The organism is Arthrobacter ramosus, assembly GCF_039535095.1.
Lineage (GTDB): Bacteria > Actinomycetota > Actinomycetes > Actinomycetales > Micrococcaceae > Arthrobacter > Arthrobacter ramosus.
In genome coordinates this window covers 2,660,790-2,683,637 of record NZ_BAAAWN010000001.1, presented here as the reverse complement: position 1 = coordinate 2,683,637, position 22,848 = coordinate 2,660,790, and the positions used below count along the sequence as shown (strand labels likewise).

Below are 22,848 nucleotides of genomic sequence, written 5' to 3'. Positions count from 1 at the left end.
TCGATCTCATACTTAGCAAAGGGGCTGGCAGATGAGTGGACCACGCACGATCATCCTTGGTGCTTCGCACTGGCACGTCCCGCTCTGTGCGCGGGCGATCGGCGAAGAACACGAGGTCGTCGGCATCAGTGACGAGGATGTATCGCTCGTCCGGGGACTTGCGGAGGCGTGGAGCGCTCCCGTGGAGGTTGACTGGCGTAGCCTGGTGGATCTGCCGGATCTCGGGCTTGCCTATGTCTTCGGCCCGCACAGTGGCATGGCGGAAAAGTGTCTTGCGCTGATCGAGCGCGGCATTCCGTTCGTGGTGGAGAAGCCTTTGGGCACCTCACTTGCGGAACTTGTCCAGGTGCGGAAGGCTGCGGAAGCGGCCGGTGTGCCCGCGACAATCCCGTTCGTTCAGCGGGGCGGCCCCGCCGACCGCTGGCTGGCAAAGGCCGGCCGGCCGACGTACCAGAGAATGTCCTTTATCGCCGGGCCGCCCTCGCGCTACCTGGATAACGGCAATCCTTGGATGCTGGACCCTGCTGCTGCAGGCGGTGGTTGCTTGGCGAATCTGGCACCGCATTTTGTCGATCTGTTCCTGCAGGGCAGTAACGAGTCAGCGGAGAACGTCGATTCCCGGCTCTCTTCTGTTCTGCACGGTGCGGGTGTTGAGGACCATGCCAGCCTCATCATTACCACCCCGAGCGGGCGTGAAGCCATCATCGAGGTGGGGTACGCCTTCCCGGGTTCGCCGTTGAAACGATACTGCAGCTACACGTCCGCAGGCGAAGCCGGATTCGCCTCTATCGACTCAGACGGTTCTGCCACGTTCACCACGCTGGACGGGGCGACTGAGTCCGCCGTGATCGATCTGGACAGTGACCCTCTTTATGATCCGTTCGTACGCCGTGTCGCGAAGACACTGGAAGATGGATTCCGAGGGCTGCCAACGCTGGCCCAGCTTGAAGATGCGATGCGTCCGATTTGGCAGGCATATGACGACCACGGAGGAAAAGAAGATGGCAGACCTTAGTATTGACGTTGTCGCGAAGGCGGCCGGCGTCCACCGCTCTACGGTTTCCCGGGCATTCTCCCGGCCGGAAGCGGTAAAAAGTGAAACCCGCGAACACATCCTCAAGGTTGCCGAGGGACTCGGCTACACGATGAGCCCGCTCGCCCAGGCTCTTCGTACAAAGACCAGCACCTTCGTCCCCCTGATCGTGCCTGACATCACCAACCCGTTCTTTGCAGAACTTGCCAAGACCATGACGCAGGCCGCTGATGAGCGCGGCTACCAGCTGCTGCTGTGTGTCACGAACGGAGACCCTGCCAAGACCGAGGGGTACTTCACCGCGATGCAGGCCATGTACGCCCCCTTCGGAATCGTCGCGCCCTCGACGAAAGTCGATACCGACGCCCTCAAGCGCTTCGATTTTGGCCACCGGGTGGTAGTGATCGACCGCGTGGAAGGCGACTCCTCGGTTCCAACCGTCACCGTCGACAGCCGCCGCGGAATAGTCCTGGCTCTGGAGCACCTGCGTTCCTTGGGGCACACCTCGATCGGCTACGTTTCCGGTATCTCCGGGACCCACACTGCGCAGGACCGGATGGACGCGTATCTGGAGCTGTCAGCGGAAGGCAGCAGCACGCCCCTTGTACTCGACAGCGGCTCCGATCCGGACGCAGGGGCGCGCGCGGCAAAGCACTTTCTTGAGATGGAGAATCCCCCGACGGCGATTATCGCCGCCAATGACATGGTCGCCTTCGCGGTGATCTCGGCCCTTGGCCAAGGCGGCATCCGCGTGCCGGAGGACGTATCGGTCATGGGCTTTGACGGCTTGGCATTGGGCTCCCGGTTCAACCCGCCTCTGACCACAGTGCGGCAGCCGATTGCCGACATGGGAAACATCGCGATCGAGCTGGCGGAGAAGCAGAACCTGAACGGATCAGTGGACCACGTCGTTCTGGAACCTGAACTTCTGGTGCGCGCCTCCACCTCAGGGCCGCGCAAATGACCGGGGCCAACGCAAGGACGCTGCGCCGGCTGCCCGGGCTGCGGCACACCGACCACGTCGGTCTGACAGTTCCGAACCTCGAGGACGCAATCAGGTTCTTCGTCGGGGTACTCGGCGCCGAGGAGTTGTACCGCTCCGACCGCGGACCCGACCCCGAGTTCATGCCCACGAACTTCGATGTCCCTGCTGATGCCCGGCTCACCCTCGCCATGCTGCGACTGCCTCCGAACCTGAACATTGAGCTTTTCGAATGGAGCAGCGCTGAACGGCGGGAAACCCCGCCACGGCATTCCGACGCAGGCGGCCACCACCTGTGCTTCGTTGTGGACGACGTAGACGAAGCGGTTGCCGTGCTGCAGGAAACCCCTGGAGTACGCGTGCTCGGGGAGCGCAAGGAAGTCGCCGGCGACAGTCCCCGCGTGGCGGGCAACCGCTGGACTTACTTCATCACCCCCTGGGGCCTGCTGATGGAAATCGTCGACCGATCCCGGGTCGCAACCCCACCGCGGCTGGTCGGTCCTGCGGACTGGGCAGCAACTCAAGACACTTTCAGGAAGGACGTTTAAAATGCGACTGGCAGGCCACACACTAGGCACCCCGAACCATACGGTCCCCCAGGCAATCAGGCTTTTCCGAGCCGCAGGGCTCGATGCCGCAGAAGTCATTTACCAGGACGGCTACACTTCGGGTCTCCCTCAGGGGGACCGGCGCGCCGCAATGGAGGCATTGAGGGCAGCGGAAGATGAGGGCCTGCCCATCATTGGCCTTACCCCCTACACCACGGCCATCAACGCTCTGGACGAGAGTGAATGGCGCGGGGGAGTAGACGAATTCCGTGGCGCGATTGAGACCGCGCATCTGTTCGGGGCCGACCGGGTGCGCGTGTACGCGGGATCCTGGCATCCGGGGGACGCCGATCATGCCGGGCGATGGGCGAGACTGCGGGAGGCCCTGCAGACCCTGGCACCTGAGGCTGAACAGGCCGGGGTGCGTCTGTGCGTGGAGAACCATTTCGGCACCATGACCCAGACTGCGGCACAAACCGCGGCGCTCGTCCGGGAGGTTGCGCACCCAGCCGTTCGTGTTCTCTACGACCAGGCCAACCTGACCTTCACCCACGACGAGACGTTCGAGGAGGCCTTCGCCGTTCAAGGCGATCTGGTCGGTCACGTACACGTCAAGGACCTCGTGTTCACCGATCCCAACGCTGCCTTCCACGCCACGGAAACGGCCCGCGTCGACGCGTCCGAGCGCGCCGTCCGATCACGGGTCGTCGGCACCGGCGTCCTTCCCTGGCCCCAGATCCTCGCGGCGCTGCTGCGCCACGGCTACGATGACCTGCTGAGCATCGAGTACGAGTACCGCTGGCACCCGCAAGACCTCCCAACCCCCGAGGATGGATTCCGGGAATCCGCGGCCGCCCTGCGCGGAATGCTCACTGATCTCGCTGAAATGGAGAACGCCCGATGAACGCCCAGCGTCTGCGCGTCGGCGTCGTCGGCGCAGGCAACATCGCCACCATCGCCCAGTTGCCCACACTCGTCCAGCGCGACGATGTTGACCTGGCTGCCTTGGTGTCCCGCCGGGAGGATCCGGGAAACCTGGTCCGACGCTGGGGTTTCGGTGCCGCCTACCGCTCAGTGGAGGACATGCTGGCCTCCCAGGACCTGGATGCGGTCTTCGTCCTCACGCCGCGGTCCGAGCACGCGCACGCCGTCCAGCTGTGCCTGGACAATGACGTCGACGTGTTCTGCGAAAAGCCCTTGGCCCCGGCCACCGAGGAGGCAGAACGTTTGGCGGACCTCGCCGACGAGCGCGGCCGCATCCTGATGGTCGACTTCAACCGCCGCTACGCACCTGTCTATACGGCAGGGCGCGAGGCCTTCGGCGAGAAGGGCGCTACCTTCTGCGTCGCCCAAAAGAACCGCCCCGGTTCGGAATACCGCGCAACGTTCGAGAACGCCATCCACATGGTCGATCTCCTCCGCTGGTACTGCGGCGGCGACCCCGTGGACGTGGCCGCGCACGCAGCCGGCGATGACCCTTGGGAAGAAGACGGCGTCGCGGCCATCATCCGCTTCAGTACCGGCAACACCGGAGTGCTGATGGCCGCTCGAACCGCAGGCGCCTGGAACGAAAAACTGGACGCCTACGGCGACGGAAAGACCGTGGAGGTACGGGCACCCGAAACAGTATCGACCACTGTGAGCGGAGTCACCACATCACGCGAGCTCAGCGCCGAGGCCTACGGCTGGGCAACAGCGACCGACACACTCGGATTCTCCGCCGCCGTCCACCACTTCCTCGACCGCGTCGCCGACAGGGCGCAGCCGCTCACCTCGGGTCGCGAGGCCGTTCATACCCAGCGGTTGCTGGATCGGATCCTCGCAGCCTCCGGACTACCCGCGGAGGAACAACAAGGCCGGCAATGGGAAAGCCATGCCACGAGTGCAACAGCTAAACCGTAAAGGCATCACGTGCCTCAACAGGCCGTCCGGAAGCGGACCCCGGTACAAACACCCCAAGTAAGGAACCAGGCAGATGAAAAGAGCAGCCCAGAAACCAACCGCAGGGACACTGCGGATCAGCCAGCCCATGAGCGGAAATAACAAATGAGCCTCAAAGACCACGTCGTTCTGGTAACCGGATCGAGCGGCGGAATCGGCGACGCAGTCATCGATGCGCTTAGAGCCGAAGGAGCCCTCATCATAGGAGCCGACCGAGCCCCCAAAGAGGGCCAGGAGTTGGCCGCCTTCTTCCCGCTCGACGTCACCTCCGAAGAGCAATGCGCCGCCGTCGTCCGCGACATTACAAGCAAGTACGGGCGCATCGACGCCCTCATTCACGCCGCCGGAGTCTTGGGCACCACCCCGGACATCATGGAAACCACGACGGAAGAATACGAATCCGTCATGCGGATCAACTCCTCCGGCACGTTCTCAATGGTCCGGGAAACGGCACAGTCAATGATTGAGACCGGCACTGCCGGTGCCATCGTCATCCTCTCCTCCGTCGCAGCCAAAGAAGCCCGCCGCAACTACCTGCCCTATAACGCGAGCAAACTCGCCGTGCTTCACATCATGTGGTCCTTCGCCGAGATACTCGGACCCCGCGGCATCTCCGTCAACGCCATTGCACCCGGCCCCGTGAACACTCCTATGTGGGCGCAGTTCGCAAAAGACTCCGGCCCGGATGCAATCGCCAACCGGGCCAAACGCGCCGCGGAACTTCCAATGCGCCGGTTCGCCGAACCCGACGAAGTCGCCCGCGCCATCCTTTTCCTTGCCGACCCGGACAACCGCTACATCACCGGCGTAACACTCGACGTGGCAGGCGGAGCACACCTCGGCATGGGCACCTGAACCGCGTTCGGTAGGGCGCCGCGGGCGCTGCGAGGCATTGGCGCAAGTGGCTGGTGCGCGCCCCCGAGCGGCCCAGAACAGTACCATGACGCCATACTGGAGTCCCCAGACCGGGGACTCCGGGACGGCTGTCAGTTCGGCCGCCGTCGACTCCTTCTTCCAGGGGTCGGCAGCATGATTCCACGCTAATCTGAAGGAAGGTCTCGTGTCGGGTGAGAAGTTGGCTCTGAATCTCGAAGAAGTTAGTTTTGAGGATCCGCGTGCTGCTCGGTTACGGGATCTGCCGAACAAGGAACTCCTCGACCGGTACGCCACGGAAGACGAGGCCGCCCGGCGTCAGTCTGCTTCGAAAAGGAGCTTGAGGGCTGAGCCCCCGGAATCAGCCGGCAAAAGCCGGACGCAAACCTTGGCAAGAGAACGACGGCGGGACGTACCGCCGTCGTCCTTCGTTCGGTTTTTGTGGTTACTGGCCGGACGCCGGGTCCGTACCCGTGCTTGACACAAGCGGTCCCAGCATCAGACTTCCTGGGGCGAACTCCTCACCGCATTCCGCACACAACACCACCGGTTTCAGGTCCGCCCCGCAACTGTGCCGGTAAGAAGCGCGGGGCGTGTCGTCGCGCATCCATGTACTGCTCCACGCCGCGAGCGAAATGAGAATGGGCGCGACTTCCGCCCCCGAGGTTGTGAGGTGGTACTCGTAGCGCGCAGGGCGCTCGGAGTACTGGACACGCTCAATCACGCCACGGTTTTCGAGTGTGCGCAGCCGGTCCGTCAGGATGTCGCGGGACGCGCCGGTATTGCGCGCAATCTGATCGAACCGGTGAACGCCCAACGACATCTCGCGAAGGGCGAGCAGCGCCCACCGTTCCCCTAAAACGTCGAGGCCTGCCGCGATGAAACACGCCCTCGGCGCATTTACTGCCTTCTCGGTCGGCCGATTCATCGTTCACCTGCTTTCAGTACTCTCGCCAAGTATACAGGTTAGTTGGAAAATACAACCGACTCGGCTAATCTGATGTTCTGAGACCGCGACAACCGCGTCCCCGCCCTATCCGACAGTAGGAGAATCCATGCCACAGCTATCTGGCGCCGTCGTCCTTGTCACCGGCGCGAACGGAGGACTGGGCCGCGAGCTCGTGGAACAGGCCCTCGCCCGGGGTGCTGCAAAGGTGTACGCGACAGCCCGCCGCCCGCAAGAGTGGAACGATCCCCGGGTCGTCCCTCTCACTCTCGATGTCACCGACGCTGACTCGGTCCGGGCCGCCGTCGCCCAGGCCCAGGACGTCACAGTCCTGATCAACAACGCCGGTACGAGCGTCGAATCGGACACTCTGTTGGCGCTCTCCGACGAGGAGATCCGCGAAGTCATGGAGACCAACTTCTTCGGACCCGTCGCCATGACCAGGGCATTCGCACCGGTGCTTGCCGCCAGCGAGACATCAGCGGTCCTCAACATCCACTCGGTGCTCAGCTGGATCGCACTCACCGGCGCCTACAGCGCATCAAAGGCCGCGTTGTGGTCAGCGACCAACTCCTTCCGCGTGGAACTGGCACCTCAAGGCACCCAGGTGACGGGTGTTCACGTCGGCTACATGGACACAGCCATGGCCAGGGGCGTGGATGCCCCGAAGACCTCCCCTGGGGAAGTCGCACGGAAGTCCTTCGATGGGCTCGAGCAAGGTGATTACGAAGTCATCGTGGACGAGATCAGCGCCGGCGTGAAGCTCGGCCTGTCCGGTCCGATCTCGGCTCTGTACCCGGTCCTGGCATCCAATTCCCCGGCATGACCGCGGCAAAGCCTGAAGACCTGCTGAGAACCTAAGGAGGAAACCCTGGTGTCAACGAACGCCTCCGTGCAACGCTCGGAAACCTTCACCTGGATGGATCCGGCAATCGCGCTCGAACAGCTGCCACGGCTGTCGGGTCTGGACTACTTTTCCGGCCTCCGCGACGGCAGCATCGCGCCGCCGCCGATCGCTTCCCTCATGAATTTCGATCTCGTCGATGCGAAATACGGGCACGTCGAGTTCCAGTGCCGGCCGGGAGAAGCGCACTACAACCCCCTCGGAATGGTGCACGGCGGCCTGGCCTGCACGCTCCTTGACACGGTGCTCGGCTGCGCAGCACACAGTACCCTGGAAGCAGGGATCGGCTACACCTCCATTGACCTGGCGGTCAAGTATCTGCGACCCATCACGCTCCAGAAGGGCGCTCTTCGCGCAGAGGGGTCCGTCGTGAAAACCGGCTCGCGCGTGATATTCACTGAAGGCAGGCTCAGCACCGCTGGGGGAGAACTCCTCGCCACCGCGACGAGCACGCTGCTCATCTTCACCCACCAACCAGGCCCTCTGACAAGATGACTGATACCGGTACCGCTGTTGCGCTGACGCCGGCCCCTACGGATCGCGTCTTGTCCCCGGCCGCCCTGTCGGGAATGCCAGCATTGAGCCGCTTCGGCATTCCCTTGGGGCTTGCCGGTCTTGGCGGCGGCTGGTCCGCCGCGAGGAGCTCTTTCGGATCCCCGATGTGGCCGGAGGAAATCCTTTACGGGGCAGCAAGCTCCCTGTGGCTGATCCTGACCGCCGTCTACGTGGTCCGGGGCCTTCGCCGAAAAGGAACATTCCGGGCCGACCTGCGACACGAAGTGGCAGGGCCCTTCGCGTCCTTCATCCCACTAATCGGGATCCTGCTTTCGTCGCACTACAGCCAGTATCTGCCGCCATGGGGCGCCTGGCTGTGCATGGCTTTCATTGCCGGCCTTGCCGTCGTCGCTGCCCAGCTCCTCGCCCACTGGGTCACCGGCGGGGTATCCATGCAATCCATCCATCCCGGCTACCTGCTGCCCGTCGCGGCCGGATCCTTCGTTGCCAGCATCGGGTTCTCAACCATCCACACCCATAATGCGGCCATGGCCGCGTTTGGCGTTGGAGTGTTCTTCTGGCTGGTTATAGGAGCCGTCGTCACCGTCCGCCTGATGACCGGCGGCGAGGTGCTACCAGCCGCCAAGGTCGGACTGTCCGCCTATCTGGCTGCGCCGGCAACGGCCAATATCGCGTGGATGGTGTCACATCCAGGCCCCATGGGGGCGATGCAGCTCGGACTGACAGGCGTCCTGTTGATCATGGTGCTGATGCAGGTCATGCTCCTCCCCGAGTACCGCAAACTTCCCTTCACGCAAATGTTTTGGGTGTTCACCTTTCCCGTGGGTGCGACCACGAACTATGCCATCCGCTGGCTTGCAACAACCGACCTCCCCGGCCGGCAAATATGGGCCTGGGCGATTCTCGGCCTTGCAACAGCCTTCACCTTGGTCATCGCCGCTCGCACCGTGCCAACACCCATCGCCCCAAAGGCAGCGAGACTGGCCGCACCACAGAGCACGGAATTGCACTGAAGCTCCCGCTTCGTGCTTTCCTGCTCGACCTTCGACGACATAGACACATCGGATTGGGGCGTTCTGCCCCCTTCAGCAAATCCTCCATGCGGTACCCGCAGACCCCAGCGGCATCCGGGGCTCTTTACCGGGTAATCCCCAAATTTCGGGGCGCTCAAGGATAAGAACCAAGGCGCACGAGTAGCCCATTAGGACAACGCCGTGACGGCTAGTTTCCGCACAATGGCCGTGCCGCCTTCCACGCACACGTCGGTGCCCAGGCTCCCGGACAGGGGAAACACCAGATCGCTCAGGACGACCCTGCCGTCTTGGGCGAAGACCTCCACGGAGCACTGGTCGACGATTACCCTTAGCCGTAGCACGCCGTCGTCGAGCTCTACGGGTGCCGACTCAGCCGACGGGAACTTGTCGTGGAAGGCGGTGTTTCCGGAGTTGCGGCGATCCAGGGTGAGCCGGCTCGTGATGGCATCGAAGCTGAGAACCGTTGCGGCGCTCCCGCTCGATGCGCCGAGAAGCCTGAAAGCAACGGTCCGTGCCGTGCCGGGCAGGATTTCGGCGTCGATCAGTTGGGCTGATCCGGGCACCGCGTCGGGCAGTCTCACCAGGGAGTTGTGAACTTCCATGTTCTTGATGGTGCGGGTCGGCTCCCCACAGTCCAAGGGCAGCGCCGGGCGCTGGATCAGGCGCACCAAACCCTCCACCGTCGCGAGCTCGACCTCGCGGGCAAGGGACATCGCGGAGCGCCACGGAGACGTGGGCAAGGAGTTGGCATAGTCCCAGTTGTTCATCCAGCCGATCATGATGCGGCGGTTCTCCGGGGCATTGCTGAAGGAGACGGCGGCGTAGTAGTCGCGTCCCCAGTCGAGCCAGAGACAGTTTCTGAGATCCGTGGTCCCGTCGGCATCCGCTGGAACGAGTGAATCAAAGTCGGCGGTGAACTGCACCCCATCGAAGTCCCCGACGAAGTACTGCCCTCCCGAGCCGCCGGCAAGGGCACCCGGGTTGATATTTACCACCATGACCCACTTGACGTTGTCCGGGTCTCCGTCGACGGGGAGCGGGAACAAGTCGGGGCATTCCCATTCGCCTCCTGTGGCGTTTGCAGGGCCGAAGGTGCTCAGGTATTCCCAGTCCTTGAGGTTGGCCGAGCGGTACAGCACAACCTGCTGACTCTGGGCCTCCACGGCCACCATGACCCAGCAGGAACCGGCCGGTCCCTCGTGGCGGAACACCTTGGGATCCCGGAAATGGGCCGAGCCTCGGCCAAGCACCGGGTTGCCTGCGTATTTGCTCCACGTCATGCCGGCGTCCGTGGAGAACGCGAGAGACTGCGCTTGCGTCCCTTGGTGCGCCGAGCCTTCCTTGAAGGCGCTCGTGTAGAGGGCCACCAAAGCCGGATTTTCCACTGTGCCGAATCCCGATGTATTGCCGTCGTCCACCACGATGCTGCCTGAAAAGACGTCTTCTTCCTCGTCGCAGGCGATGGCAACCGGGTGTTCGGTCCAGTGCAGAAGGTCGGTTGAGGTGGCGTGTCCCCAGGACATGTTGCCCCAGACGTTGTCGAAGGGGTTGTTTTGGTAGAAGAGGTGGTAGACGCCCTGATGCCACACGAGTCCGTTGGGGTCGTTCAGCCACGTGTTCTTGGCCGTGTAGTGAAGTATCGGCCGAACGTTGGGGGCGGTTTCTTCACCGGGGCCCCCGGCAGGGTGCGTTGTCGTTTCAGTCATCGGAGTTCTTTCGGGAAATCTGGGTCGGTTCCAAGGATCGGATCAGTTCCGCCCGTGTTGGCGGGTTCGCTCCGTGCCGTCCGACCGTTATGGCCGCAGCGAGCGAGGCGGCTGTTCCCAGGCGGGTGAGTTTGCCGTAGCCGAAATCGTCTTCGGGGTCCTCGATGAGGCCGGCGATAAGCGAGGACATGTAGGAGTCGCCTGCGCCGACAGTATCTTTGACGACCACGGGTGGTGCCGGCACGTCGATCTCGGCGGCATTCGAGCGCAGATAGGATCCGGATGCGCCATCGGTGATGATTGCCAGTTCTGTCCCGACATCAAGTAGCCGCCGCGCGACATCGTGAGGCGACGTGCGCGGGTAGAGCCACTGGGCATCGTCCGAACTGAGTTTCACGACGGTGGCCAGGGCAACTGTGTGTTCGAAGGTCCTGAGCGCTTCAGTGTGGCTGCGGAGCAGTGTCGGGCGGATGTTGGGGTCGTACGTGATCAAGCAGCGGCGGGAGAACAGTTCCAGCAAGGACCGGACTTGGGTTGCTCCGGGCTCCACGAAGGAGGCCAGTGACCCCGTATGAAGCACCCTCGGGAGGAAAATGGGGTTGATTTTGGGGAGGTTCCAGTCGAAGTCGAATTCGTACTCTGCGGAACCGCTGCTGTCCAGAAGCGCCCTGGCAGTGGATGTGCGGTTGAGGTGTTCGGCTCCCGGAAGCAGGTGTACCCCCGCGGTGTCCAAGTGCCGTTGGATGGCCTTGCTGCGTTCATCGCTGCCCAGTGCGGTGAGAAATGCGGTGCTGACGCCTAGCCGACCGAGTCCGAATGCGACGTTCATACCCGATCCGCCGGGAAACTCGACGGGCCCTGCGGCGGTGTCAATGATGTCGATTATGGCCTCGCCGACGACGACGACATCTGTTTCAGGGCAGGGTGGAACAGGGGAGCTGTGCATTTTGAGGTCCTTGGAAGGTTGGGCGCGTCTTCTACTGGACGCGCTCGAGGTCAGGTGTTGGCGTGTGCAGGAGAGCCTGGTGCCGCTCTGCTGGAAGCGTCCTCATGTTTTAGGGAGGCGACGGAATCGCGAAGGACCATGGGACAGGGAAGAACAGTCGGGTGAGCGGCGAACAACTGAAGGTCAGTTTTTCCCTCGATGGCGTCGATCAGGTTTTCGGTTGCCCATGCACCCATTTCATAGTGCGGGAGGGCAACGGTGGTCAGGGCGGGATAGAGGCCTTCCGCAATCAGTTCCTGGTTGTCGAAACCTACGAAGGAAACGTCGTCCGGAATCCTCAGACCAAGTTCCCCGGCGGCCCGGTACGCGCCCATGGCCATACGGTCGTTGTAGCAGAACACGGCCGTGGGCCGGTTTTGGGGTTTCAGCAGACGCAGGGCCGCCTGGTGGCCGCCGTACACCTCCGAAGGCTCAGACTGGACCAGTTCTTCGTGGAACGGCAGCCCGGCATCTGCCAGGGTGTCCTTGAAAGCCCTGAGCCGGGAGTGAGTTGCCGGCACGTCGTCGGTGTTGTTGAGCATGCCGATCCGGGTGTGCCCGGCGTCGATCAGCGTTTGCACGGCCGACCTTGCGCCGCCCGCTTCGTCGGGGATGACGGACGAAACACTGTGACCGATGTCTTCGGAGTCCACGAGAACTGCCGGCAGTCCGGCCAGGTTCTTGGGGACAACCAGCTTCCGGTGATACATCGTGGCGTACAGAATGCCGTCCACCTGCCGGTCCAGCAGGTCCGCCACCTGGCTTTCCTTGGAATCCTGGGAACTGGTGCTGGTGGAGTTGATGATCATGATGCGGTACCCGCGGGACCGCGCCGTTTCCTCGGCCCCGAGGATGATCCTGCCCGCGTGCGGGGTGGTGGCGATTTCCTCGCTTATGAACCCGATCATCCCCGAGCGATGGGTGCGCAGGGCCTGGGCGAGCCGATTGGGCCCGTAACCGAGCCGTCGAGCCGCTTCGTGGACCCGTTCCCTCGTTCCTGCGCCCACCCGGGCGTAGGCAACATCGTTGAGGACATGGGAGACGGTCGTGACAGAAACACCGGCCGCGGCCGCCACATCCTTGATACCGACTGCTCTATTGGTCATTGGTCTCCCACATCCTCATGGTTTTGGTACTGATCCTACGTTGGGCTTATTCATTCCGGAGCCGGTGCTTGCTGCAACCGGGGCCGTACGGGTCACTGGGCCATAAGTGCATGTGCCGCCTCGAAACCGACCGTGGGTGTGGCCCGAAATGCGTTGACAGCCCTGTCTGCGATAACTTGGGCGTCACTTCCGGAATCAAGGATCGTATTCCGGGCTGATTCGGGATCGACCATGACGGACGTAACGGCGAGGAAGTCCGAAGCCTCGGTCGTCAACAGGGCGTCCACCTGGGCCGAGAAGCAGGAGTCACTTGACTTGGAGTGAATGTCCATCGCCACCACGTGGTTGTTGGAGACGAAGTTGCCAACCCCCGCCATCAGCCGGATGATGACAGGCGTCGCACCTGTCGGCCGGATGCTCTGCGCGTCGATGACCTCGGAGAAGTGGTTGCCGATGACCGAGTTGTTGCTGCCGCTGACGCAGAGCAGTCCGTAAGGGTCGTCCAGTCCGTTGTCGACTCCCAGGAAGGGCGTCCAGGGCTCGTGGTCACGCAAGAAGTGATTCGTGGCTACGAGGTTCTCCGAACTGTTGGCTGCGAGAACCACCATCCCGGGGTAGAACGAGTGCAAGCGGTTGTTGGTGACGCTTGAACGCGTGACGCCGTTGAGATGGACGCTGCTCGCACCGCGGGGAAAGACGTTGTTTGCGGTGATCAGGAGCCCGCCATGGTTCTCGGCGTAGATCGAGTGGCCTTTGAAGCCTGCTCCGAGCAAGTTATCGGTGATCTTTGATGCCTGTCCCCACCCGCGCAGCTCGATGCAGCTTCCACATTCGGCGATGAAGTTGTCGTGAATGGAAAGCGCGTCCGCGTTGTAGATGGTGAGGGCGTTCTCGAGGTAGACGAACCCCATGCCGGTCACGCGGAATGAGTCATTGGCGTTCGCGACATAGATACCGGTTTTGCCGTTGACGTAGGTGTTCTCCGGATGCATCCCCGAGCCGTCCGGGTTGAAGTGCAACCCGTCGATGCAGAAGTTGGAGAACTCGACCGAGCTGATCCGCGGGCTCCCGCTCCGCTCGACGTAGAAGGCGGCTCCCTTGGATTCCTCCCCGTCTCCGCCGAGGGGAAGGTCGACGAGAATGCGGCTCCCTCCGGGCCAGAGCTCATGCAAGTCGGGCCATTCGTCTTCGGGAACGTTGAACCGGATGCTGGAGGAGGTAAAGCCGTGTCCGGAGCCATGGATCCTGAGGAAGCTGACGTCGATCACCACCTGCGTACGAAGGTGGTAGTCCCCGGGCGGAAGGTAAATTACCGCCCCTGGCTTTCCTCCGTTGTTGGCATCGGTGGCCGTCTGCCGGTTCTTGATGTCGGCGATGATGCTGTTGATTACTGCACCGACGTCCTCGGACGGATTGCCGACGTGCCACGTAGTCACGTCGTAGTAGTTGTTGCTTGACATGGGTTCTTCCCGTTGTGTTGTGGTTTCTCAGCCCTTGACCGCGCCGAGCGTCATGCCTGCGACGATCTTGCGCTGCAAGAGAAGAGTGAGAAGGATGACGGGGATCGAGTAGACGGCCGCGAGGGCTGTCATGGATCCCCAGTCCAGTCCGAACTGGGTCTGGAAGTTTGCGATGACGACGGGGGTGGTCTGGGACCGGACGGCGGTCATAAGCAGTGCGAACAGGAATTCGTTCCAGGATGCCAGGAAGGCGAAGATCGCGGTGACTGCGATGCCTCCGGAGACGACTGGTATCACCACCCGCCATAGGGCTCCGAGCCGGCTGCAGCCATCCACTGTCGCGGCTTCCTCCAAATCCTGGGGTACGGCTTCGAAGAAGCTGGACATGAGCCAGATGGATAGCGGCAGAGAGATGGTGGTGTGCGCTATGGACAGGGCAATCGGGGTGTCTGCCAGACCCACGGAAGCCATCATGGACGCCAGCGGGATGCCGATGGCTACCGGCGGTACCATGCGGGTGACCAGTGCGGCCATGATGAACACGCGGCCGCTTCGGGTCTTGTAGCGTGTGATGCCGTAGGCCGCCGGGACCGCGAGGACCAGGGACAGCAGGGTGCTGATGACAGCGGTCTGGATGCTGTTGATGAACGACGCCGGCACGCCTCCGCGGCCCAGGGCGTTGACGTAGTTATCCAGCGTCCACACTTTGGGCAGGATGGTCGGCGGAACCGCAATCGTGTCGATCGGCGTCTTGAAGGACGTGAATAGCAAGTACAGGAACGGGAATCCATAGATGACAAGGGAGGCTGCGAGCAGGATCCACAGGATGGTCCTCGTGCTGCGCTTGCCGGCTTCGAGTCCTTCGCGATTGACGCCGCGGCGCCTGCGGCCCCCGCCGGTCCGTGAAGGTTCCGTTGTGGTCTGCTGTGCAGGGATGGTTGGACTTTCCATAGTGCTCATCAGGTGTCCTTTCCTGGCCGCCAGATCGTGGTGACGGCGACGAACGCTATGGCGAGCATGGCCAGCAGGTAGATGGTGCCCATGGCGCTTGCGAGGCCGGGGTCGCCGAAGCGGATCATGGTCTGGTAAATGAGCAAGCTCATGGTTTGGGAAGCGGACTGTGGTCCGCCGTTGGTCTGGATGAGGATGGTGTCAAAGGCCCGTGCTGCGTCGATGCCGCGGACCACCAGCGCGACGGCGATGACCGGCCGGAGCAGCGGGAGGATGATGCGGAACAGCAGGGACGGTGCGCGGGCGCCGTCGAGTCTGGCAGCCTCGATGAGGTCTCCGGGGATGTTCTGCAAGCCCGCGAACAGCACCAGGCACATGAACGAGGTCGTGAGCCAGATGTCCGGGATGGCGACGGAGAACAGCACAATGTCCGGGTTCGACAGCCAGCCGATCTGGTTTGGATTCTGCAGGATGCCTGCCTGGTTCAGCAGGGTGCCGAGCAAGCCGAAGTTGTCGATCATGAGGAACTTCCACAGCAGGCCGGCCACGATCGGAGCGATCATCAGCGGGTACAGGAACATGGTCCGCCAGACCTGGGATTTCCGGCCAAGCGTGGTGAACAGGAGGGCCATGCCCAGGCCCAGGGCGAATTCGAGGGTCACTACCATCAGGGTGTAGGCGAGGGTCCGCCATCCAGCACCGATGAAGGCATCGGATGTGAAGGCGCGGACGTAGTTGTCCAAGCCCACGAAGTCACGGGGGCCCCCGACGATCGGTGAGATTTTGAAGAAGCTGTCCGTGACCAACCGGAACAGCGGGTAAGCAACAAAGACTGCGAGGAACAACGCCGCCGGCGTCATCAGGTAGAGGGCGAAGCGGCGATCAGGGATGCGCACGGGATTCTCTTCCGCTGGTTGGGGCCGCGGCCGGCAACGCCATGGGCTGCTGCCGGCCGCGGAGTCTTACTTAAGGAGGGCTTGGATCTTGGACTTGGCGTCCGCCAGCAAGGTCGTGCTGTCTCCGCCGGCGACGGCCTTCTGGAGCATCGGAACCAGCACGGTGTCGACGATTTGCTGCCACTTTGCCGTTGCCGGACGGGTCGCCGTCGCGGGAGCGTTAAGTGTTTCGATCAGCGGCTTGAAACTCTCGTAGCCGGGCTGGTCCTGGTACTTCTGGAAGGCGGAGACTCGTGCTGCCAGGCCAAGGCTTGACTGGATGGCCAGATCATTGTGGTCGAAGGCGCACTTGACGAACTTCTTGGCAGCGTCCGTGTTCTTGGTTGCCTTGGGTACTGAGAGGTACCAGGGGCCGGGAACACCGGCAACACCGGCGGACCCGCCGATCATCGGGGCTGTTCCGACCTTGCCGTAGACGGGGGAGTCCTTGGGGATCTGCCGGTAGGCATGGGCCCAGAACTGCGTCATGGCTGTCTTGCCCTGGTTGAAGAGGTTCTGGGCGGCGGCCCAGTCGACCTGGGCCGCACCGGCCGGGGCGTCCTTGACGAGACTGGTGTAGAAATCCAGCGCTTGTTTGTGGGCCGCATTGTCAATGACCACGTTGTTGTTGCTATCCAGGACCATGGGCGATCCGGCCTGCAGCACATGGGCGAGATACTCGGTCTCAACGCCGCCCTTGACGTCCGTGCCGTACATGCCGTCTTTGGTGAAGAAGGCGGAGATATCCTGATATTGCTGCCAGGTCTTGGGCGCGGCGAGGTCGTAGCCGTACTTGGCCTTGAAATCGGCCTTGTTTTTGGCGTCCTCAAAGAGGTCTTTGCGGTAGAGGACTATCTCGGCGTTGGTCCACGCCGGCATTCCAATGAAGTGGCCATCGACGTTGGCTTCCTTGACCAGTGAGGGGAAGATATCCTTTTTTGCCTCGTCGGTGAATAGTTCATCGATGGGCTGCAGGGCGTCCTTGAAACTGGGCAGCCAGACGGAGTCCAGGGCAGCAACATCGAAGGAGACACTGCCGGAAGAGAACTCGCTGGAGAGACGGTTGAAAAGGCCGTCATAGGGGAGTTCAACGAAGTTGACGTTGATCCCGCTGTCCTTCTTGCACTGGTCGGCAATCGGCTGCAGTTCTGCATGGCCGCCGGCCTCCACCAGGACGTTGATGGAACTGCCCGCGGCGCCCCCGGACGTCGCCGGGCCTCCTGCGCCGCATGCGGTCGCGGCCAGGATCACGGCGGTTGAAAGGCTACCTATAGCGGCAAGCCTGGAGATTGTTTTTCGAGAGGACATCGCTGTCGACTCCCTTTCTCGGGAATGGAACACGAAGACTGGATGGGGATTGAAAAACCGTTTTGCCAAAACGACTTGGCAATAGACTATGCCGGGAGCTCGGAGGGTGTCAAGGGTTACACGGCGCGGAGAGTCTGCTGGCTTTCATCCGGAGCAGCAGGCGCCCCGGCCCGGAGCCTTACGGCCCAGTGCCGGGACCGCTCGGGCCTACAAGCCCGGCGCTCCGGCCAGAGGTAAGGTGCGTCGGCACTGCCAAACACTTCAGTCCGAATTTTGGCGTTGACAGCCGGTATGCCGTGCTCCTAGTGTCATCTCTCGTTAGCCCAAACGGTTTGGCATTTCAGCTGGGGCAACAGTCCAATGTGGGACATTCACCGTTTCCCGGGAATGAGCGCGTGATGCCGCCGAAGCAGATGACAAGGACAGTCAAGCCTTCGGCCGGCCGACCCGGTAGTGCCTGATTCTGAACAGCAGCAGTCTTATCTCATAGAGGAGAACCCGTGGTAACTGGCAAGAATCTAGAAAAAGAGAATCCAAGCCGCCGCCGGCTGATCGGGGCGGGAGCCGCCGGAACGCTGGCGGCTGCCTTGACCCTTGGAACAATGCAGAATGCCAATGCGGCCGACGGCCAGCAAGGCGCCCCTCTCCATTCGCCCAACACTTACGACGTAACCACATGGAGGATCCAGGCGCACCCGGAGGTCACCGCACAGTCCGACATCGGGGCGGTCATCAACGACATCATCGCCGACATCAAGCAAAGGCAGACATCCCCGGACGCGCGTCCCGGAGCCGCGATCATTATCCCTCCCGGCGACTACGACCTGCACACCCAGGTCGTCGTCGACATAAGCTACCTGACAATCGCAGGCTTCGGGCATGGGTTCTTCTCCCGAAGCATCCTCGACAACTCGAACCCGACCGGATGGCAGAACCTCCAGCCCGGAGCCAGCCACATCCGCGTCCTGACCTCTCCGAGCGCGCCACAGGCATTCCTCGTCCGCCGGACAGGGGATCCCCGTCTTTCAGGAATCGTGTTCCGGGACTTCTGCCTCGACGGGGTCGGTTTCACCCCCGACAAGAACAGCTACCACAACGGCAAGACCGGAATCGAAGTCGCCTCCGACAACGACTCCTTCCACATCACCGGCATTGGATTCGTTTACCTCGAACATGCCCTGGTCGTGCACGGCGCCGACGCGCTGCGCGTCAACGACAACATGATCGCCGAATGCGGCAACTGCGTAGAGCTCACGGGTGCCGGGCAGGCCACAATTGTCAGCGGCAATCACATGGGTGCCGGCCCCGACGGGGTAACCCTCCTGGCCGAGAACCACGAGGGCCTCCTCGTCACGGGCAACAACCTCTTTCCCCGCGGCCGCAGCCTCATCGAACTCACCGGCTGCAACCGGTGCTCAGTCTCCTCGAACAGGCTCCAGGGCTTTTACCCGGGCATGCTCCGCCTGCTGAACGGCTGCAAGGAGAACCTCATCACGGCCAACCACATCCGCCGGACCAACGAGGGGTACCCGCCGTTCATCGGCCGCGGCAACGGCCTCGACGACCTCTACGGCGTCGTTCATGTCGCGGGAGACAACAACCTCATCTCGGACAACCTCTTCGCCTACAACGTCCCGCGCGGCAACATCGCCCCGGCCGGCGCCCAGCCGACCCAGATCCTGATCGCCGGCGGGGACGCCAACGTGGTCGCGCTCAACCACGTGGTCAGCGACGTCGCTTCCCAGCACGTCGTTCTCGACGCATCAACCACCCACTCGAAAGTGCTCGACAGCGGTGCCGCCTCCCAGATCACCTCGTACAGCACGGACACCGCTATCAGGCCGACCCCCTGACAGACGAAGGCGCGCCGGGAGCGCGTCCCGAGGCATGGCTTCCGTCCATGGGGCGCGCTCCCGCGTATTGATCTGCCCGGCCTGGTGCTGAGGGCGAGGAACCTTCCCGACAGGCTCGGGTCAGGGATGCCGGAAGAAATATTGCGGCATTTCCTGACTTCCGGAATGGAACATCATGATTCACGTAGACCAGGGCGCTCCCGCGCCGAATGGCACGCGCGTCGTCATTACCGGTGCCGGCGGGAACATCGGCCGTGGCCTCGCACCACGTCTCCTAGCCGCTGGATACGAGTTGACCCTCTCCGACCTTAACCCCGTCGACGGCCTCGTTACGGACACACGCTTCGCCGCGGCGGACGTCCGGACGGGGGAAGGACTCCAGACCGCGATGCTCGACGCCGACGTTCTCGTGCACCTGCCGGCATTGAGTTTCCCGATGCCCAGCAGGGGAATCTCCTGGGTGTCCATCCTGAGAACCGACACGCCTGCCGTCCGGTACGCGGCTTCTGGGTCTTGGTCCGCTGGCAGACGCGTGAGGCTTGGGGAGTCGCCGAGGGCGGGAAGGAACCCGACCGGGCCTAGTACGCGACGGATCAGCGGCAGTCATTGTGCTGGCGCTCGGTTCAGTCCTCACCCAACTCCGGATCGGTAAGTTGCGGACCAGCAACGCATGTGCAAAATGTGCGCACCTTACCTGCCGGACTGGTCCGTACATCCGCCGGATCAGGCCGGATTCCGCATGTTTCGGGACTGCCCAGTGTTTCCAAGGCCGGGATCGCGGTTCGAGTCCCGCCTCGGCACAGTGTTATCGCAGGTCAGGGAGCGTTTGGCGCCCTAGGAATGTGCACAATCAGCTTTCTATTGGACCCTTCTGGGTTCGTTTTTGCTGGTGGCCGCTAGTGGGGCCGGGTACCTCATTCCTTGTGTTGGTCGGCATGTCTGTGTTCTGCTTCTCCATGGGTTGACCAGGACGGGGTTGCATGGCCTGCCGGTGGTCTGACTTCCGGTCAGAGCCGGGTCCAGTTGCCCGCAATGCCCTGCGTTTGGGCTGCCGCCGTTGGCTGGTGACACCGGGGATGGAAGAGACCTCGACCGGCTGATGGCCCGTAAGGGGAACGGCTTGGATGTCACTGTTCGGCTCCCGATGGTTCAACGGGCTTTCCGCATTGACTGGGCTGTCTGTAAGTCTTCGGTGTCGTTCTGATAGCGGAGCCGCCGCTGGGTTGAGGGGTCGGAGTGCAACTTGGGGTACCGGCAATGATCCAAAAATTCGCGAGGAAGTAAGCGGAACTGGCCGGTGGATGTCAGCGTTCGATGCAGCGTCAGCGACGAAGGGGACGCCTCCGGCAGACGCGGCAACCGCCGTCAGATTCCCGGAACGGCGGCCGCAGATAACAACCTCCCATCCTTGGGCGCCAAGGGCTCCCAAAGACGCCACGCCGATACCTGTGCCTCCGCGGGTGACGATGGCTACCGGGCCTGTTCGTTAGCCGTTGATGATCTGCGGCACGCCGAGGGCTTTGAGGCCTTCGGCGCCGAATTCGAGGCCGTAGCCGGATTGCTTGGCGCCGCCAAAGGGGATACGCGGGTCGACGGCGCCGTGCTTGTTGATCCAGACCGTGCCGGCCTCGAGGCGCGCGGCGACGTCGCGCGCCGCGGCGGGGTCGGAGGACCAGACGGAGGCGCCGAGTCCGACGTCGAGCGCGTTCGCCTTGGCGATGGCCTCGTCGACCGTGCTGTAGCGGATGATGGGCAGGGCCGGGCCGAACTGTTCCTCGGCCACGAGCGGGTTGTCGTTGTCGATGTCGGCCACGAGGGTGGTGGGGTAGAAGTAGCCGGGCCGGCCGTCGTCGGGGTTGCCGCCGAGCAGGATCCGGGCGCCGGAATCGCGGGCGGCGTCCACGAGGCGGGCGACGATGTCGTACTGCGCGCGGTTCTGAAGCGGGCCCAGCACGTTCGCCTCATCCAGGCCAACCCCCATGGGCATCGCGGCGGCAACGGCGGTGAGCTCGGAGCACACTGCCTCATAGAGGGAGTCGTGGACGTAGAGGCGTTTGAGCGCGGCGCAGGTCTGGCCGGTGTTGATGAAGGCGCCCCAGAAGAGGCCTTCGGCGATGGCCTTGGGGTCGGCGTCGGGCAGGACGATGCCGGCGTCGTTCCCGCCGAGTTCGAGGGTGAGGCGCTTGACCGTGTCCGCGCTGGAGCGGATGATCGCCTTGCCGGTGGCGGTGGAGCCGGTGAACATGACCTTGCCGATCGCGGGGTGTTCGGCCAGCCGTGCGCCGACGTCGCGGCCGCCGGAGACCACGGTGAGGAGGCCTTCGGGGAGTTCTTCGTTGATAACGGCCGCCAGGGCGAGCACGGACAGGGGTGTGTATTCGGAGGGTTTGACGACGACGGCGTTGCCCATGCGCAGGGCGGGGGCGATCTGCCAGATGGTGATCATCATGGGCCAGTTCCAGGGTCCGATGGCGCCGACGACGCCGATGGGCCGGTAGTGCAGTTCGGCGCGGGTTTCGCCGTCGTCCACGACAGTTTCGGGGTCGAGCGGGGTGCCGGCGGTGGCGCGCAGCCAGGCGGCGCAGGCGCCGACTTCGAAACGGGCGTTGGGGCCGTTGAGCGGCTTGCCTTGCTCGCGGGAGAGCAGGTGGGCGAGTTCTTCGGCGGAGCGTTCGACGGCGTCGGCGGCCTTGAGGAGCGCGGCGGACCGGGCGTCGTGGCCCAGCGCAGCCCACGCAGGCTGGGCCGCTTGGGCGGCGGCGATGGCGCGTTCAAGGTCCTCGACGGTGTGAACGGGAGCCTCGCCGACAGCGGTGCCCGTGGCAGGGTCGAGGATGGTGCGGCTGCCCTGACCGGGGACCGCGGAGATCCCGGCAAGCAATGAATCATAGGTTTCCATGGGGTACTCCTCTTCGAGTAGCTAAGTGATGGCCCTGCTTCGTTGGCCAGTTAGTGTTTGTGGGTGTCCTGTGGGTATTCGGTGGTATTCAGCACGCTCAGCCGGGAGTTGAAAGGCAGGATCACGGGTTCTGCGGCGGGATCGTCCCATCCGAACATGCGTCCGATCGAGCGCTGCTCCCGGAGATCGACCAGCAGCACGGCCTCGACGGTCATGACTTTCTCTGTCCAGAAGAAGATGTACAGGTTATCCGCGACGTCCCATGTCATGCAGCGGTCCGTGTCGGCGAGTCCGGCCTCGCCGCCCCGGATGCAGTTCCAGGTGAAGGTGCCCGGGTTCAGGTAGATGTGTTCGTAGGTTTCAACGTCGCTGTAGCGGTAGAAGATCCGCTTTCCGACCAACCCGGTGGAGCGTCCGTGCACGGCGGCTGAGCCAAATGTGTTCGAGTGGATGAATTCGGTGGTGCTTCGGGTTTTGCCGTCGACGGTGACGAATCTGGAAACGCCGGCGGTGACTGCCCCGGTGTTGTGGTCGAGAACGATGGTGACGTTCTCGGCGGCGACGCCTTGGCCCAGGACGAAGTCAATGATGAAGATTCCGGGGCGTGCCTCGATAGCCTTGTAGGTGGCTGTGCCGCTCTGGTTGGCAACACGTCCTGAGACGCGCCATGTGAGAGAGGATGCATCCTCGAACCCGTATTCAGTGGTGGACCCGTCCTCTGCCGGGAGGCGGACGGTGGTGCCGGCCAGTGCGGGGGAGGCGGGGAGGGTCTGGTCTCCGAAGCCGTCCAGCATGGCCGATACAGGCGGCCACTGGTCTTGGGGGATGTAGTCCTGAAGTTCCGTTGAGGTCATGGTGTGATTCCTTT

At 63.1% G+C, this 22,848-nt stretch carries 20 protein-coding genes; 10 read left to right on the top strand and 10 right to left on the bottom strand.

The annotated features are described in order from the left end of the window. Positions 1-31 precede the first annotated feature (31 nt). The 6 genes from ABD742_RS12455 (at position 32) to ABD742_RS12430 (ending at position 5,359) form a co-directional block, all read left to right on the top strand. Positions 32-1,015: a Gfo/Idh/MocA family protein gene (locus ABD742_RS12455; RefSeq protein WP_234750620.1), complete on the top strand. Its 984-nt coding sequence runs from the start codon at positions 32-34 to the stop codon at positions 1,013-1,015. Beyond that, complete coding sequence (locus ABD742_RS12450; RefSeq protein WP_234750622.1) at positions 1,002-1,997, top strand: LacI family DNA-binding transcriptional regulator; 996 nt, start codon at positions 1,002-1,004, stop codon at positions 1,995-1,997. The genes ABD742_RS12455 and ABD742_RS12450 overlap by 14 nt, the downstream gene beginning before the upstream one ends. Further along, complete coding sequence (locus ABD742_RS12445) at positions 1,994-2,563, top strand: VOC family protein (RefSeq protein WP_234750624.1); 570 nt, start codon at positions 1,994-1,996, stop codon at positions 2,561-2,563. The genes ABD742_RS12450 and ABD742_RS12445 overlap by 4 nt, the downstream gene beginning before the upstream one ends. 1 nt (position 2,564) lies before the next feature. Beyond that, entirely contained in the window at positions 2,565-3,467 is a 903-nt protein-coding gene (locus tag ABD742_RS12440; protein WP_234750626.1) for a sugar phosphate isomerase/epimerase family protein, read from the top strand. Continuing rightward, positions 3,464-4,465 carry a Gfo/Idh/MocA family protein gene (locus tag ABD742_RS12435; protein ID WP_234750627.1) on the top strand — a complete coding sequence of 334 codons (1,002 nt, stop codon included), beginning with the start codon at positions 3,464-3,466 and terminating at the stop codon, positions 4,463-4,465. Before ABD742_RS12440 ends, ABD742_RS12435 begins: the two co-directional genes overlap by 4 nt. Before the next feature lie 144 nt (positions 4,466-4,609). Continuing rightward, positions 4,610-5,359, top strand: a complete 750-nt coding sequence (locus tag ABD742_RS12430; RefSeq protein WP_234750629.1) for an SDR family NAD(P)-dependent oxidoreductase — start codon at positions 4,610-4,612, stop codon at positions 5,357-5,359. A gap of 463 nt (positions 5,360-5,822) precedes the next feature. Here the strand turns inward: ABD742_RS12430 and ABD742_RS12425 are convergent, their stop codons facing one another. Continuing rightward, the gene (locus ABD742_RS12425) at positions 5,823-6,305 is read right to left on the bottom strand and encodes a winged helix-turn-helix transcriptional regulator (RefSeq protein WP_234750630.1); all 483 of its coding nucleotides are present in this window, start codon (positions 6,303-6,305) and stop codon (positions 5,823-5,825) included. Positions 6,306-6,432: 127 nt separating this feature from the next. Here ABD742_RS12425 and ABD742_RS12420 point away from each other — a divergent pair, with 127 nt between their 5' ends. The 3 genes from ABD742_RS12420 to ABD742_RS12410 are packed head-to-tail and all read left to right on the top strand — an operon-like array spanning position 6,433 to position 8,756. After that, on the top strand, positions 6,433-7,149 hold the full coding sequence (locus tag ABD742_RS12420; RefSeq protein WP_234750632.1) for an SDR family oxidoreductase: 717 nt from the start codon (positions 6,433-6,435) through the stop codon (positions 7,147-7,149). A 48-nt stretch (positions 7,150-7,197) separates the two neighbouring features. Continuing rightward, positions 7,198-7,722 (top strand): PaaI family thioesterase, encoded by a 525-nt coding sequence (locus ABD742_RS12415; protein ID WP_234750634.1) that lies wholly within the window; start codon positions 7,198-7,200, stop codon positions 7,720-7,722. Next, the gene (locus ABD742_RS12410; RefSeq protein ID WP_234750635.1) at positions 7,719-8,756 is read left to right on the top strand and encodes an SLAC1 family transporter; all 1,038 of its coding nucleotides are present in this window, start codon (positions 7,719-7,721) and stop codon (positions 8,754-8,756) included. The genes ABD742_RS12415 and ABD742_RS12410 overlap by 4 nt, the downstream gene beginning before the upstream one ends. 188 nt (positions 8,757-8,944) lie before the next feature. Here ABD742_RS12410 and ABD742_RS12405 read toward each other — a convergent pair whose 3' ends face one another. From ABD742_RS12405 to ABD742_RS12375, 7 genes are all read right to left on the bottom strand, one after another. Further along, positions 8,945-10,483, bottom strand: coding sequence for a glycoside hydrolase family 32 protein (locus ABD742_RS12405; protein ID WP_234750636.1), 1,539 nt, complete (start codon positions 10,481-10,483; stop codon positions 8,945-8,947). Next, entirely contained in the window at positions 10,476-11,429 is a 954-nt protein-coding gene (locus ABD742_RS12400; RefSeq protein WP_234750637.1) for a carbohydrate kinase family protein, read from the bottom strand. The genes ABD742_RS12405 and ABD742_RS12400 overlap by 8 nt, the downstream gene beginning before the upstream one ends. 50 nt (positions 11,430-11,479) lie before the next feature. Continuing rightward, complete coding sequence (locus tag ABD742_RS12395; RefSeq protein ID WP_234750639.1) at positions 11,480-12,574, bottom strand: LacI family DNA-binding transcriptional regulator; 1,095 nt, start codon at positions 12,572-12,574, stop codon at positions 11,480-11,482. A gap of 92 nt (positions 12,575-12,666) precedes the next feature. Continuing rightward, entirely contained in the window at positions 12,667-14,034 is a 1,368-nt protein-coding gene (locus tag ABD742_RS12390) for a right-handed parallel beta-helix repeat-containing protein (protein ID WP_234750640.1), read from the bottom strand. 27 nt (positions 14,035-14,061) lie between these two features. After that, positions 14,062-14,985 (bottom strand): carbohydrate ABC transporter permease, encoded by a 924-nt coding sequence (locus ABD742_RS12385; protein WP_372460915.1) that lies wholly within the window; start codon positions 14,983-14,985, stop codon positions 14,062-14,064. 8 nt (positions 14,986-14,993) lie between these two features. Then, positions 14,994-15,881, bottom strand: coding sequence for a carbohydrate ABC transporter permease (locus tag ABD742_RS12380; RefSeq protein WP_234750643.1), 888 nt, complete (start codon positions 15,879-15,881; stop codon positions 14,994-14,996). Between the two features lie 66 nt (positions 15,882-15,947). Next, complete coding sequence (locus tag ABD742_RS12375) at positions 15,948-17,228, bottom strand: ABC transporter substrate-binding protein (protein ID WP_234750646.1); 1,281 nt, start codon at positions 17,226-17,228, stop codon at positions 15,948-15,950. A gap of 500 nt (positions 17,229-17,728) precedes the next feature. Between ABD742_RS12375 and ABD742_RS12370 the strand changes: the two genes are divergently transcribed. Further along, positions 17,729-19,081: a NosD domain-containing protein gene (locus tag ABD742_RS12370; protein ID WP_234750648.1), complete on the top strand. Its 1,353-nt coding sequence runs from the start codon at positions 17,729-17,731 to the stop codon at positions 19,079-19,081. Between the two features lie 1,486 nt (positions 19,082-20,567). Here the strand turns inward: ABD742_RS12370 and ABD742_RS12365 are convergent. Beyond that, the gene (locus tag ABD742_RS12365) at positions 20,568-21,980 is read right to left on the bottom strand and encodes an aldehyde dehydrogenase family protein (RefSeq protein WP_344788076.1); all 1,413 of its coding nucleotides are present in this window, start codon (positions 21,978-21,980) and stop codon (positions 20,568-20,570) included. 50 nt (positions 21,981-22,030) lie between these two features. After that, positions 22,031-22,834 carry a MoaF C-terminal domain-containing protein gene (locus ABD742_RS12360; RefSeq protein ID WP_234750652.1) on the bottom strand — a complete coding sequence of 268 codons (804 nt, stop codon included), beginning with the start codon at positions 22,832-22,834 and terminating at the stop codon, positions 22,031-22,033. Positions 22,835-22,848 lie beyond the last annotated feature (14 nt).